The organism is Bradyrhizobium sp. LTSPM299, from assembly GCF_000938235.1.
Lineage (GTDB): Bacteria > Pseudomonadota > Alphaproteobacteria > Rhizobiales > Xanthobacteraceae > Bradyrhizobium.
In genome coordinates, this window is record NZ_JYMU01000049.1 from 278,755 (window position 1) to 293,084 (window position 14,330).

Sequence of the window (14,330 nt, forward strand, 5' to 3'; positions counted from 1 at the left end):
TCGATGCGATCCGACCTCTCCCACAAGGGGAGAGGTGCACCGAGCAAGCTGGTGATCTAGTCAGCCCTCGCGTTTGCTCCAGCGCTCGGCGAAGCGATGGAGCGGCGTGAAGGTTTCGGTCAATTCTCGACCAAACCCGGTGAGCCGATAGCCGTTGTCCGTCAGCTCGACGAAGCCCGCCTCGCGCAACTCGTCGAGCCTGGTCTGCAGGATCGTCGGAGAGGCCTCGTCGCAGGCGGTCCGCAGTGCGCGCGAGGTCAGCGCGGTCTCTCGCAATTCCCAGATGATGCGCAAGCTCCAGCGGCGCCCCAACAGGTCGAGCAACGCCATGATCGGGCGGCCGGTCCGCGAGCCGCGGACGCTGCGCCGTGCCGGGGGAACCTGCCTGGGCATCACGAAAGCCCCTTGCACGATGCTACAGATATTGTAGCGTCTAGCTACAGTAAATGTAGCAAGGATAACAGGCCATGTCACGCATCGCGCCGCTCGAGCCGCCTTACGCGGTCGACGTTCAACAGCATTTCGACCGCATCATGCGCGGTAAATCGCCGCTGATGCTGTTCCGCGTGATGGCCGGGCATCAGCGCGCCTGGGAAAAATTTCGCGGTGGCAGCCTGCTCGATCGCGGGCCGCTCTCGCTCAGGGAGCGCGAGATCGTGATCGACCGCACGTGCGCGCTGAATGCCTGCGAGTATGAATGGGGCGTGCACGTCGCGGAGTTCGGCGCCGCCGCGGAGCTCTCGGAGGAACAGGTTCGCGCCACAGTGCACGGCGAGGCCGACGCTGGCTGCTGGTCGCCGGCCGAACAGGCAATGTTAGCTGCCGTCGATGCGCTGCACGCGCGCGCGACGCTTGATGACGCCGAGTTCGCGGCGCTGTCGGCGCATTATGATGAGGACAAGATCCTGGAGATCATTCTGCTGTGCGGCTTCTACCGCACGGTGTCGTATCTCGCCAACGCGCTGGCGCTGCCGCTTGAGGCGACCGCGGAGCGGTTTCCGGGGTAATCCCGGGACCGTAGGGTGGGCAAAGGCGCGCTTGCGCCGTGCCCACCATCAAGCACTCGGTGGTGGAATGGTGGGCACGCTTCGCTTTGCCCACCCTACAAAGTGAGCGAGCCTACGCCACACCCGCCCGCAGCAAATCGTGCAAATGGATGATGCCGACCGGCTTCTTCGCATCCGTCACGATCAGTGTGGTGATCTTCGACGCGTTGAGCAGCTCCAGCGCTTCGCCGGCGAGCGTGTCGCGGCTGATCGTCTTGGGGTTCTTGGTCATCACCTCGTCGACCGACAAGGTCAGCAACTCCGGGCGCATCTGCCGGCGCAGATCGCCGTCGGTGACGATGCCCACGATATGGCCGCGCGCATCGACGATGCCGACGCAGCCAAAACCCTTCGAGGTCATCTCGACCAGCGCGTCCGACATTTTCGTGCCGAGCGGCTTCAGCGGCAGTGCGTCGCCGGTATGCATGAGATCGCGCGCATATTTCAGCAGCGCGCCGAGCTTGCCGCCCGGATGCAGCACGCTGAAATCGGTCGAGGTGAAGCCGCGGCCTTCCAGCAGCGCGATCGCCAACGCATCGCCGAGCGCCAGCATCATCAGCGAGGACGTCGTCGGCGCGAGATTGTGCGGGCAGGCTTCGCGCGCCTTCGGCAGCGTCAGCTGCACGTCGGCCGCCTTGCTCAGCGTCGAGTCCTGGTCCGCCGTCATCGCGATCAGCGGAATGCCGAAGCGTGCGGCATAGGCGATCAGGTTCCGCATCTCCGGCTGCTCGCCGGACCATGACAGCGCGAGGATCGCGTCGTCGGCCGTGATCATGCCGAGATCACCATGGCTGGCTTCGGCCGAGTGCACGAAGAACGCCGGCGTGCCGGTCGAGGCAAAGGTCGCGGCGATCTTGCGGCCGATATGGCCCGACTTGCCGAGCCCGGTGACGATCACGCGTCCCTTGGCCTTGCGGATCACTTCGGCGGCCGCCGTAAAGGACGCGCCGAGGTCGGATTTGAGCGCCGCGCTGATCGCGGCGATGCCGCTTGCTTCGGCATCGAGGGTGCGGAGCGCCGATTGAACGGCGCCGTCATCAGGCCCGGATGATTTGGTCATCAGCGGTTTCGGTTTGGCCATGTCGAATTCCAGGGAGGGCTTTTCGCCCGGGCGCCTCCCTTAGCACGGCCGCGGCAAAGAGGCGACGCGTCGGCCGCCGTCCTCAACGGGTCGTTAACCATAATTGTCTTAACTCCATTAACGACGTTTTCCGCCGCCGGTCGGAGTGCGTCTGACAAGTGTATGAATTAGTTGGGGTATTTTCATCGTGGTGCGGGGTCCAGCAACGGGCCGAGAAGGGCGCGCACGCCTCGTTCGCGTTGCCTTGCCATGCCTTGTGCTGATCGCGATGCCGGGCTTGGCCAGCGCCCAGACCGTGACCCCGGACCTGTTCAGCTCGACGCGCCAGAGCCAGATCGCCGATCCGAACTCGCCGCTGCGCCGGACCACGGCCGACGCCGCCGATCCCCTCAACGACTCCAAGCTGCCCGACCCCGATCGTGACAGGCGCGCGCCGTCGCGTATCGGCCAGGTCCCGATCTATGGCACGCCCGCCGCCAACGGCGCCTCGACTGCCGGTTACGACTCGCTCAATCGCAAGCGGCAGCAGCCGAAATACTATCCGGGCCAGGCCAAGCCGAAGCCGCGGCCCGGACCCGGCACGCCGCCGCCCACACCGCCGCCGCGGAACGCGACCGGGCAGTTGCGCCTGTCGATCGCGCCGTCGGAGACCGCCAACAAGCCGCCGCTGCCGCCGGCGATGGCCGGCACCATTGTGGGCCAGCCGCCGCGCAAGCGGCTGAAGGTCGACGACGATCCGTTCGGCGCGGTCGGCGACTATGCCGGTTCGTTCCTGATCAAGACGGCGGTCGAGGTCATGGGCGGCTACGACACCAATCCGGGCCGGCTGTATCAGCCGCAGGGCAAGGCCTTCTACATGGTCTCGCCGGAATTCCTCGCAGTGTCCGACTGGGAGCGTCACTCCGTTGTCGCCGATCTGCGCGGCTCCTTCACCGGATACGGCTCCAGCCTGACGCCGAACGCCGACGGCACGCCGCTGTCGGCGCCGCTCGATGTCGACCGCCCGAATCTAATCGGCCATATCGACGGCCGCTTCGACGTTTCGCGCGACACCCACCTCACCGCGCAGGCGCGCTTCCTCGTCGCGACCGACAATCCCGGTAGCCCGAACGTGCAGACCGGCCTCGCCCAATATCCGCTCTACAGCACGATCGGCGGCACCTTCGGCTTTGACCAGAATTTCAACCGCCTGCAGGTCTCCGCCGGCGCCACCATCGACCGCACCGATTATCAATGGTCGAAGCTGACCGACGGCACCATGTCGTCGAACGACGACCGCAACTTCACCACGTATGGCGGCGTCGGCCGCGTCAGCTATGAGCTGACGCCGGCCGTCAAGCCCTTCATCGAGGTGCAAGGCGACAGCCGCGTCCATGATCTCACCCTCGACCGCAACGGCTATGCGCGCGATTCGACCGGCGGCTACGCCAAGGCCGGCACGTCCTTCGAGTTCACGCGGCTGCTGTTCGGCGAGATCTCGATCGGCTACGCGATGCGCGACTATGCCGACACACGGCTCAACCGGCTGGAGGGCCTGCTCACCACGGCCTCATTGACCTGGACTGCGACGCCGCTGACGACGGTGAAATTCTATTCCGATACGCAGCTCGGCGAGACCACGCTGCCCGGCACCTCGGGCGTGCTGTCGCGCACCTACACGTTCGAGGTCGATCACGACTTCCGCCGCTGGCTGACCGGCATCGGCAGGTTCACCTACGGCACGCTCGATTACCAGGGCGACAACCGCTCGGACAAGATCTACTCGCTCTCGGGCGACCTGATCTACAAGCTGACCCGCAGCCTCTGGATCAAGGGCACGCTCCGTCGCGACATCCTGGATTCGAGCTCACCGGGATCGAGCTCAGCCTCGACGGTGGTGATGCTGGGCGTGCGGGTGCAGAACTAGCTAGCGGGTTGGCGCGAGCCGTGTCCACACGCTAGGTGTCATGCCCCGCGCATGCGGGGCATCCAGTACGCCGCGGCCTATTCGCTCAAGCAGTGAGGTCTCTGGAATACTGGGTCACCCGCTTTCGCGGGCGATGACAGTTGAGTTTGTGATTGCTGGTCGAGGTAACCGCCGCGGCCTTACCGCGGCAGGTCCGTCTTCCCCATCAGGAACGTGTCGATCGACCTGGCGCAGAGGCGGCCTTCGCGGATCGCCCAGACCACCAGCGACTGGCCGCGGCGCATGTCGCCGGCGGAGAAGACCTTGGCCTTCGAGGTCTGGTAGTCCTGCAGATTGGCGCGGACATTGCCACGCTGGTCGAGATCGACGCCGAGCGTCTTGAGCAGGCCCTCGTGCACGGGATGCACAAAGCCCATCGCGAGCAGCACAAGCTCGGCCTCTAGCACGAATTCGGTGCCGGGCAGCGGCTTGAACTTGTCGTCGACCTTGACGCAGTGCAGTTTTGTCACTTTGCCGTCGACACCTTCGAACTTCGTTGTCAGCACCGCGAATTCGCGCGCAGCACCTTCGGCCTGGCTCGACGACGTCCGCATCTTCAGCGGCCAGTTTGGCCAGGTCAAGCCTTTGTCCTCGTGCTCGGGCGGCGCCGGCATGATCTCAAGTTGGGTCACCGATTTGGCGCCCTGCCGGAACGAGGTGCCGATGCAATCTGAACCGGTGTCGCCGCCGCCGATCACGACGACATGCCTGCCGTCGGCGAGGATGTCGGTAACGCCGTTCAGCGGTTCGCCGGAGACGCGGCGATTTTGTTGCGGCAGGAAATCCATCGCGAAGTGGATGCCGGCAAGATCGCGGCCGGGAATCGGCAGATCGCGCGGGGCTTCCGCGCCGCCGGTCAGCGCCACCGCGTCATATTGCTTGGCCAGCTCCTGCGGATCGATTGCATCAGCTGCGCTGCCGCCGACCGGCTTGCCATAATGGAACGTGACGCCTTCGGCTTCCATCTGCGCCACGCGGCGGTCGATGACGTTCTTTTCCATCTTGAAGTCGGGAATGCCATAACGAAGCAGGCCGCCGGCCTTGGCGAACTTTTCGTAGAGATGCACATCGTGGCCGGCGCGCGCGAGCTGCTGCGCGCAGGCCATGCCGGCCGGGCCGGAGCCGATCACGGCGACCTTCTTGCCGCTCTTCTGCGGGGCGATCTCCGGCTTCAGCCAGCCATTATCCCAGGCGCGGTCGACGATCGCGCATTCGATCGTCTTGATGGTGACCGGGTTGTCGTCGATGTTGAGCGTGCAGGACGCCTCGCACGGCGCCGGACAGATGCGCCCGGTAAACTCCGGGAAATTGTTGGTCGAGTGCAGATTGCGCGAGGCCTCTTCCCAGTTGCCCTGATAGACGAGGTCGTTGAAGTCGGGGATCTGGTTGTTGACCGGACAGCCCGGCGTGCCCGGCACGGCGGAGCCGGTGCCGTGGCAATAGGGAATGCCGCAGTTCATGCAGCGCGCGGCCTGGTCGCGGGTGTCTTTCTCGCTCAGGGGAATGACGAACTCGTCGAAGTTCTTCAGCCGCTCCGCGACCGGTCCGTACTTGCGGTCGTGCCGCTCGATCTCGAGGAAACCTGTGATCTTGCCCATTAAACCTGATGCCCCTGCATCTCGTGTTCGTCTTGGTTGGTCGCTCCGGGATGCGCCGCAGGCGCAAACCCGGAGCCTGGAGGTTGCTTCGCGAGATTCCGGGTTCGCGCGTCGCGCGCCCCGGAATGACGCCTGGTGAACCTACGCTCCGATTGCGATTTTCGGCTCGGCGTCGGCGTTGGCCTTCATTTCCTTCAGCGCGCGGCGGTACTCCACCGGCATCACCTTGCGGAATTTCGGCAGCCATGTCTTCCAGTCCGCGAGGATGCCGGCCGCCTTCTTCGAGCCCGTCAGCTTGGCCTGACGCGTGATCAGGACGTGCAGCCGCTCGACGTCGGAGTCGAGCAAGTTCTGGAACACGTCGACCCGGCCATGCGCCTCGAGATCGCCGGAGTGATGGTAGGTGCCCTCGTTGATCATCTCCTCCGAGAGCACCGGCTCGAGCTCGACCATCGCGAGGTTGCAGAGTTTGGCGAAGTCGCCGGCCTCGTCCAGCACATAGGCGATGCCGCCCGACATGCCGGCCGCGAAGTTGCGCCCGGTCTTGCCGAGTACGACGACGATGCCGCCGGTCATGTATTCGCAGCAATGATCGCCGGCGCCTTCGACGACTGCGACCGCGCCCGAGTTGCGCACCGCGAAGCGTTCGCCGGCGATGCCGCGGAAGTAGCACTCGCCCGCGATCGCGCCATACATCACCGTGTTGCCGACGATGATCGACTCCTCCGGAACAATGCCCGAGTGCCTCGGCGGCTTGACGATGATGCGCCCGCCCGAAAGGCCCTTGCCGACATAGTCGTTGCCTTCACCCTCGAGCTCGAAGGTGATGCCCTTGGCGAGCCAGGCGCCGAACGCCTGTCCCGCCGTGCCCTTCAGGCTGACATGGATGGTGTCGAGCGGCAGGCCGGCATGGCCGTAGATCTTGGCCACCGCACCCGACAGCATCGCGCCGGCGGAACGGTCGGTGTTGTTGATCTCTTCCTCGATCTTCACCGGCGCGCCGCGGTCGAGCGCGGCCCGCGACTGCTCGATCAGCCGGCGGTCGAGAACAGCCTCCAGGTGATGGTCCTGCCATTCCGAGTGATGGATCTTCTGGCCCTTCTCCTCCGGCTGCCGCACGAACAGCTTGGAGAAATCGAGGCCCTTGGCCTTCCAGTGCGTGACCAGCGCGGTCTGGTCCAGCATCTGGACCTGGCCGATCATCTCGTCGAACGTCTTGTAGCCGAGCTGCGCCATGATCTCGCGCACTTCCTCGGCGACGAAGAAGAAGTAGTTGATGACGTGCTCGGGCTGGCCGGTGAAGCGCTTGCGCAGCACCGGATCCTGGGTGGCGACGCCGACCGGGCAGGTGTTGAGGTGGCACTTGCGCATCATGATGCAGCCGGCCGCAATCAAGGGCGCGGTGGCGAAGCCGAACTCGTCGGCCCCGAGCAGCGCGCCGATCACGACGTCACGGCCGGTGCGGAAGCCGCCGTCGACCTGGACCACGATGCGGCTGCGCAGCCGCTGCCGTACCAAGGTCTGGTGGGTTTCGGCGAGGCCGATCTCCCACGGTGAGCCCGCATGCTTGATCGAGGTCAGCGGCGAGGCACCCGTGCCGCCCTCGAAGCCCGCGATGGTGACGTGGTCGGCACGCGCCTTGGCGACGCCGGAGGCAACCGTGCCGACGCCGACCTCGGAGACGAGCTTGACCGAGACCATGCCGTCCGGATTGACGTTCTTGAGATCGTAGATCAGCTGGGCAAGGTCTTCGATCGAATAGATGTCGTGGTGCGGCGGCGGCGAGATCAGGCCGACGCCCGGCGTCGAGTGCCGGACCCGCGCGATCGTTGCGTCGACCTTGTGGCCGGGCAGCTGGCCGCCTTCGCCGGGCTTGGCACCCTGCGCCATCTTGATCTGCATCATGTCGGAGTTGACGAGATACTCCGTCGTCACGCCGAACCGGCCCGAAGCGACCTGCTTGATCGCCGAGCGCATGCTGTCACCGTTCGGCAGCGGCTTGAAGCGATCGCTCTCTTCGCCGCCTTCGCCGGTGTTCGACTTGCCGCCGATCCGGTTCATCGCGATCGCGAGCGTGGTGTGCGCCTCGCGCGAGATCGAGCCGAACGACATCGCGCCGGTGGCGAAGCGCTTGACGAGGTCCTTGGCCGGCTCGACATCCTCGAGTTTGACCGGCTTGCGCTTGTCGTCCTCGGCGCTCTTGATCCGGAACAGGCCGCGCAGCGTCAGCAGACGCTCCGACTGCTCGTTGAGGATCTTTGCGAACGCGCGATAACGCTCCAGCGAATTGCCGCGCGCGGCATGCTGCAGCAAAGAGACCGATTCCGCGGTCCAGGCGTGGTCCTCGCCGCGGCTGCGATAGGCATATTCGCCGCCGACGTCGAGCGAGGTCTTGTAGACCTGCGCGTCGCCGAACGCGTCATTGTGGCGCCGCACCGTCTCCTCGGCGATTTCGGCCAGCCCGACGCCCTCGATGCGGGTGTGGGTGCCGGCAAAATACTTGGCGACGAAGTCCGCCTTCAGGCCGACGGCATCGAAGATCTGCGCGCCGCAATAGGACTGGTAGGTCGAGATGCCCATCTTGGACATCACCTTGAGCAGGCCCTTGCCGATCGACTTGATGTAGCGCTTGACGATCTCGTAGTCGTCGAGCGCGGCGGGCAGCCTCTCCTTCATCGCGAGGATCGACTCGAATGCGAGATAGGGATTGATCGCCTCGGCGCCGTAGCCTGCGAGACAGGCGAAGTGATGCACCTCGCGCGGTTCGCCGGATTCGACCACCAGGCCGACCGAGGTGCGCAGGCCGGTGCGGATCAGATGATGATGCACGGCGGCGCAGGCCAGCAGCGACGGGATCGGGATCCGGTCGGTGCCGGTCATCCGGTCGGACAGGATGATGATGTTGATGCCCTCGCGCACCGCGCCTTCCGCGCGGGCGCAGAGCTCGTCGAGCACCTGCTCCATGCCCGCCGCGCCGAAGCCGGCGTGGAAGGTGGTGTCGAGCGTGCGCGACTTGAAATGGGTGTCGGGGACGTCAGAGATCGAGCGGATCTTCTCGAGGTCCGCGTCGGTCAGGATCGGCTGGCGCACTTCGAGGCGCTGGGTCGAGGCCAGGCCCTGCAGGTCGAACAGGTTTGGCCGCGGCCCGATGATCGAGACGAGGCTCATCACGAGCTCCTCGCGAATCGGGTCGATCGGCGGGTTGGTGACCTGCGCGAAATTCTGCTTGAAGTAGGTGAAGAGCTGCTTCGGCTTGTCCGACAGCGCCGAGATCGGCGTGTCGTTGCCCATCGAGCCCGCGGCTTCCTCGCCCGTGGACGCCATCGGCGTCATCAGGATGGTGATGTCTTCCTGGCTGTAGCCGAACGCCTGCTGGCGATCGAGCAGCGGCAGGTTGGAGCGCACGCCCTTGGCCGGCGCACCCGGCAGATCCTCGAGCTGGAGCTGGGTGCGGTGCAGCCATTCGCTGTAGGGGTGGCTCTTGGCGAGGTCGGCCTTGATCTCGTCGTCGGGAATCAGGCGGCCCTGCTCGAGGTCGACGAGCAGCATCTTGCCGGGCTGCAGCCGCCACTTGGTGACGATCTGCTCCTCCGGAATCTTCAAGACGCCCATTTCGGACGCCATCACGATGCGGTCGTCCTTGGTGACGAGGTAGCGCGCCGGGCGCAGACCGTTGCGGTCCAGCGTGGCGCCGATCTTGCGGCCGTCGGTGAAGGCGATGGCGGCCGGACCGTCCCACGGCTCCATCAGGGCGGCGTGATATTCGTAGAAGGCGCGGCGCTGCTCATCCATCAGCGGATTGCCGGCCCACGCTTCTGGAATCATCATCATCACGGCGTGCGGCAGCGAGTAACCGCCCTGCACCAGGAATTCGAGCGCATTGTCGAAGCAGGCGGTGTCGCTCTGGCCTTCATAGGAAATCGGCCATAGACGGCTGATGTCCTTGCCGTAGAGCTCCGAATGCACGGACGCCTGCCGCGCCGCCATCCAGTTGACGTTGCCGCGCAGCGTGTTGATTTCTCCGTTATGGGCGATCATCCGGTAGGGATGCGCCAGCGACCAGGTCGGGAAGGTGTTGGTCGAGAAGCGCTGATGCACCAGCGCCAGCGCGCTCTCGAAATCCGCCTCGTGCAGGTCGGGATAGTACTTGCCGAGCTGGTCGGCGAGGAACATGCCCTTGTAGATCACGGTGCGGCACGACAGCGAGCACGGGTAATAGCCCGCCATGCCGCGGTCGCGGCGCTGATAGATCGCCTGCGAGATCGACTTGCGCAGGATGTAGAGCCGCCGTTCGAAATCGTCCTCGGTCTTGGCGGCGCCGTTGCTGCCGATGAAGACCTGCATGTGATAGGGCTCGGTCGGCTTCACGGTGACGCCGAGCGAGGAATTGTCTGACGGCACGTCGCGCCAGCCGAGCAGCTTGAAGCCCTCGTTCTTGATCTCCTCGGCGATGATGCTCTTGATCACGTTCCGCCACGCCGCATCGCGCGGCATGAACAGCGCGCCGATGGCGTACTCGCCGGGCTTCGGCAGCTTGAAGCCGATCTCGGCGGTCTTGCGCGCGAAGAAGGCGTGCGGGATCTGCACCAGGATGCCGGCGCCGTCACCGGCGCGCGGATCGGCGCCGACGGCGCCGCGATGCTCGAGATTGCAGAGGATGCTCAGCGCGTCGGAGACGATCTGATGCGACTTCTGGCCCTTGATGTTGGCGATGAAGCCGACGCCGCACGAGTCCTTCTCCAAACTCGGATCGAACAGGCCTTCCGCTTCCGGGCGCCAGGTGTGGAGTTCACGCGGGTAGAGGTCATCGGCAGGTTCGGCGGCTTTCGAATCCGCGGTCGCCGACAGCGTTCCTGCCACGATGGTTTCGCGCTCGAATTCCGACCCGCTCATGTGTCCTCTCCCTTACGTCAGGGGCCTTACCCTCATTGGCGCACCTTGGGCGTTGCGGCACCCACCGGGCCACCGCTCGTCCGCCGCGAGCCGCATTTTCCTTAGTTCAGACGACGGGCGTTCAACGTCCCTGTGGAACAGCCCTGCCTGCAGCACTCTCGGAGCCCGGGGCGCCGAGTTTTCGTTGCAATCCCTGTGCCGGGATGGCTTCGAAATTGAGACAGTCTTGCTGTCCTAACTCCGACCTTGCCAAATTTTTCTCTATCACACAAGCGCGTGAGAGTCCTCGCCTGCATGCTCGGATCGGACAGCTCGCACGGCCTTTGCCGCCCTTGATTTGAAGCAAACGCGCCGCGATCCGGCCCAAGGAGCGGCCAAGGACCGCCGGAATTTACAAGGAAATTCCGCCGGTGGCAGCCAGCAAGAGGGCGGGAACGCTCCTTTGGCGTGGGCAGACAGGAGCTACGGCAATGAAGTTGTTCACAGGATCGGTTGCAGCGGCCGTTCTGGCGCTCAGCGCAGCCTCGGCGCAGGCGCAACTGTTGGCGCCCTACGAGCTCGGCAATTCATTGGCCATCAAGGTCTCCGACGTCGAGGGGCCCTATGCCGCCATGCCGGAGGTTCCGCCGCCGCCGCGCTATGGCCGCGTGCCGAGCCTGCTGCCGCCGATGGAGGTCTACACCGTGCTCCGCGAGAACGGTTACCTGCCGCTTGGTGCCCCGCGGCAGCGTGGCTTCGTCTACACGATCGCGGTGATCGACCATGGCGGTGACGACGGGCGGCTGGTGATCGACGCCCGTAACGGGCGCATCGTCGGTTTCACGCCGGCCCACGATATGGGCGACAATTTCGATGACGAACTGACCGCGACCTACGGACCGGCCGGCCCGATGCCGCCGCCGATCCAGGCCCGCGTGCCGCGTCCGCCGGCTCCGATCCCGCATGTCGCAAGCCGCGCCGTCCCGGTGCCGAAGCGGAGCCCGCTTGCGGCGCGATCTGCTCCGACCCCGGTTGAGGCCACGGCACCGGCGCCTGCTGCCGCAGAAGCGGCAGCCCCCGCGCCCGCCCAGCAGACCGCAGCCGCCGCGCCGAAGCCGACTGAGGCGCAGGCCACGCAGTCCAATGCGAAAGCCGAAACCCCGACAGTCGGTCTGGCCGCTCCGCCGGCGCCGGCTGCGCCCGCGATTCTGCCGACCCAGGACATGCCCAAGGTGCAGGGGTTGGAGTAAGTCGGGCACCGTCATTCCGGGACGGTCCGAAGGACCAGACCTCAGGTGCGCAATTGCGCACCGGGGAATCTCGAGGTTCCGGGTTCGCGCTTCGCGCGCCCCGGAACGACGCGTGAACCCACAAAACGAAAAACGCCCCGGTTTCCCGGGGCGTTTTCGCGTGCGGCCAATATCTGCCGACGCTGGACTTAGTTAGGCAGCGACCTTGGCAGCCGAGCCGTCGACGACTTGCGGGGCCTTATCGCTGCTGGAGATCGGAATGCTGCGCGGCTTCTTGGCCTCGGGGATCTCGCGGACGAGGTCGACGTGGAGCAGGCCGTTCTCGAGCGAGGCGTTTTTCACCTGCACGAAGTCGGCAAGCTGGAACAGGCGCTCGAACGCCCGCGCGGCGATACCGCGATAGAGCACTTCGGATTTGTCGCCGGAGTTCTCGTTGGCGGTTTTCTCGCCCTTGATCGTCAGCGTGTTTTCCTTGGCGACGATCGAGAGCTCGGCCTGCGAGAAGCCGGAAACCGCAACGCTGATCCGGTAGGCGTTCTCGCCGGTGCGCTCGATGTTGTAGGGGGGATAACCGGGGCTGCCGTCCGAGGTCGCCTGATCGAGCAGGCTGAACAGGCGGTCGAAGCCGACGGTGGAACGATAGAACGGGGTGAGATCATAGGTACGCATAGGGATAGTCCTCCATTGAGCGACTGTTTCAAATACCCGCCCGCCATCGGGCCGGGCCTAGTCTGTGTGCAGCCTGATGTTCCGGTTCCGAAACACTGGTAGCGGCCTGCACGGAGGTGATATGGGAGGGGCTGTGTTGCGTTCAAGAGCTGGAAACAGCGTCGTTTTTTGGCGCCCGCGCTCTTGATTTCCACCTCGTTCCACCTAACCGGTTCCGTGCATGACGCTCGTCTCGATTCCAGCCAATCCGGTTCCGGAGGACGTTGTCAGCGGCACCATCAAGACCCCAGACGGAGCCGAGCTGCGCTTCGCGCGCTGGGCGCCGCCGCCAGGCCGCAAGGGCACGGTCTGCATCTTCGCCGGGCGCGGCGAGATGATCGAAAAATACTTCGAGACCGTGCGCGACCTGCGCGATCGCGGCTTCGCGGTAGCGATGATCGATTGGCGCGGGCAGGGCCACTCGTCGCGGCGGCTGCGCGACTCGCGCAAGGGCTATGTGCGCGACTTCGCCGACTACGAGGTCGACGTCGAGACCTTCGTGCAGCAAGTTGTGCTGCCGGATTGCCCGCCGCCCTACTTCGCGCTGGCGCATTCGATGGGCGGCGCGGTGATGCTGCGCGCTGCGCATGCGGGCAAGCGCTGGTTCGACCGCATGGTGCTCTCGGCTCCGATGATCGATCTGCCGCGCCGCCGCACCTCCTTCATTCCGAGCGCGCTGCTCAGGATCATGCGATTGACCGGGCAGGGCGGCCGCTACGTTCCGGGCGGCAGCGATCACCTCGTCGGCGTGTCCGACTTCGTCGGCAATCCCGTCACCAGCGATCCGGTGCGCTATGCCCGCAATGCCGCGATCCTGGAGGAAGCCCCGACGCTCGGCATCGCGGCGCCGACGGTTGCCTGGGCCGATACGGCGTTCACCGCGATGCGGACCTTCCGCGGCAAGTCCTACCCGTCCGAGATCCGGCAGCCGATTCTGATGCTCGCGGCGAGCAATGACGACGTGGTGTCGACAGCAGCGATCGAGGAGTTCGCCTATCACTTACGCGCCGGCTCGCACCTCGTGATCGCCGGCTCCAAGCACGAGATCCTGCAGGAACAGGATCGTTATCGCGCACAATTCTGGGCGGCGTTCGACGCCTTCGTGCCAGGCACGCCGCTGTTTAAGTGAACCGGAGGCGATAACACCTCACCGCTTCAGGCGCGCGACGATCCGGTCGGGGAAGCGCCGGTCGACGAACAGGGTCCTGACCTCTGCGACGCTGAGATAGCGGTCCTTGCCTTCGCCCTTGCCCATGATGTCGAGCAGCACCGGCCACTCGCCGAGCATCAACAGCGGATAATAGAAGTGCAGGATCGCGTAGGACGGCGGATGTTCGTCCTTGGCGCGCTGGAAGTTGGCGGCCATGAAGGTCTTGATGTCGGAGGCGGACAGCCCGCGTTCGGCGCCGCCGTCGGGATTCGCGTAGTCCTTGCCGAAGGTGGCGAGGCGCGCGATCTCGTCCTCATGCACCACGGCATGCTGGTCGAGGATGCGCGAGCCGGCGCCGTGCTTGTCGAGCGGACCGTTGCGCAATTCATCGAGGATGGCGCCCTTGGTCAGGCTGCGCAGCTGGCTGAACGGACCGATGCCGTTTGCCATCTGCGCGACCATGAAGATCTTCGCGTCGGCATCGAGCCCAGGCAGGCCGGTCTTGCCGGTCGCGCGGCCGATGGTCTTGGTCAACTCCGGCAGCGGCACGACATGGCCGCCGACATAGTCGCCGGCGACCAGCGCGCGCAGGAATGGACACGGATTATCGGGCGAAACCTGCGGGGCAGGCGTCTCGCGCGCAGCGATATCGGGCATCAAACAATATCCCTGAAAAGCCT

10 protein-coding genes are annotated in these 14,330 nt (G+C 65.4%); 4 read left to right on the top strand and 6 right to left on the bottom strand.

Annotated features, from left to right (window positions below):
* Nucleotides 1–60: 60 nt before the first annotated feature.
* Nucleotides 61–393 (bottom strand): winged helix-turn-helix transcriptional regulator, encoded by a 333-nt coding sequence (locus UP10_RS24555; protein ID WP_044589785.1) that lies wholly within the window; start codon nt 391–393, stop codon nt 61–63.
* A 74-nt stretch (nt 394–467) separates the two neighbouring features.
* On the opposite strand from UP10_RS24555, the gene UP10_RS24560 reads away from it, so the two are divergent.
* Nucleotides 468–1,007, top strand: coding sequence for a carboxymuconolactone decarboxylase family protein (locus UP10_RS24560; protein ID WP_044589786.1), 540 nt, complete (start codon nt 468–470; stop codon nt 1,005–1,007).
* A 112-nt stretch (nt 1,008–1,119) separates the two neighbouring features.
* Here UP10_RS24560 and UP10_RS24565 read toward each other — a convergent pair whose 3' ends face one another.
* Entirely contained in the window at nt 1,120–2,127 is a 1,008-nt protein-coding gene (locus tag UP10_RS24565; protein ID WP_044589787.1) for a KpsF/GutQ family sugar-phosphate isomerase, read from the bottom strand.
* A 268-nt stretch (nt 2,128–2,395) separates the two neighbouring features.
* Between UP10_RS24565 and UP10_RS24570 the strand changes: the two genes are divergently transcribed.
* Complete coding sequence (locus tag UP10_RS24570) at nt 2,396–4,033, top strand: outer membrane beta-barrel protein (protein ID WP_197086892.1); 1,638 nt, start codon at nt 2,396–2,398, stop codon at nt 4,031–4,033.
* A 179-nt stretch (nt 4,034–4,212) separates the two neighbouring features.
* Here the strand turns inward: UP10_RS24570 and UP10_RS24575 are convergent, their stop codons facing one another.
* Nucleotides 4,213–5,670, bottom strand: a complete 1,458-nt coding sequence (locus UP10_RS24575) for a glutamate synthase subunit beta (protein ID WP_044589789.1) — start codon at nt 5,668–5,670, stop codon at nt 4,213–4,215.
* A 141-nt stretch (nt 5,671–5,811) separates the two neighbouring features.
* Nucleotides 5,812–10,563, bottom strand: a complete 4,752-nt coding sequence (gene gltB / locus UP10_RS24580; protein ID WP_044589790.1) for a glutamate synthase large subunit — start codon at nt 10,561–10,563, stop codon at nt 5,812–5,814.
* 470 nt (nt 10,564–11,033) lie between these two features.
* Here gltB and UP10_RS24585 point away from each other — a divergent pair, with 470 nt between their 5' ends.
* Nucleotides 11,034–11,792, top strand: coding sequence for a hypothetical protein (locus UP10_RS24585; protein WP_044589791.1), 759 nt, complete (start codon nt 11,034–11,036; stop codon nt 11,790–11,792).
* Between the two features lie 192 nt (nt 11,793–11,984).
* Here UP10_RS24585 and UP10_RS24590 read toward each other — a convergent pair whose 3' ends face one another.
* Nucleotides 11,985–12,461: an Hsp20 family protein gene (locus UP10_RS24590; RefSeq protein WP_044543154.1), complete on the bottom strand. Its 477-nt coding sequence runs from the start codon at nt 12,459–12,461 to the stop codon at nt 11,985–11,987.
* Nucleotides 12,462–12,681: 220 nt separating this feature from the next.
* Here UP10_RS24590 and UP10_RS24595 point away from each other — a divergent pair, with 220 nt between their 5' ends.
* Nucleotides 12,682–13,629, top strand: a complete 948-nt coding sequence (locus tag UP10_RS24595; RefSeq protein ID WP_044589792.1) for an alpha/beta hydrolase — start codon at nt 12,682–12,684, stop codon at nt 13,627–13,629.
* An 18-nt stretch (nt 13,630–13,647) separates the two neighbouring features.
* Here the strand turns inward: UP10_RS24595 and UP10_RS24600 are convergent, their stop codons facing one another.
* Entirely contained in the window at nt 13,648–14,307 is a 660-nt protein-coding gene (locus UP10_RS24600; protein ID WP_044589793.1) for a hypothetical protein, read from the bottom strand.
* Between the last annotated feature and the right edge of the window lie 23 nt (nt 14,308–14,330).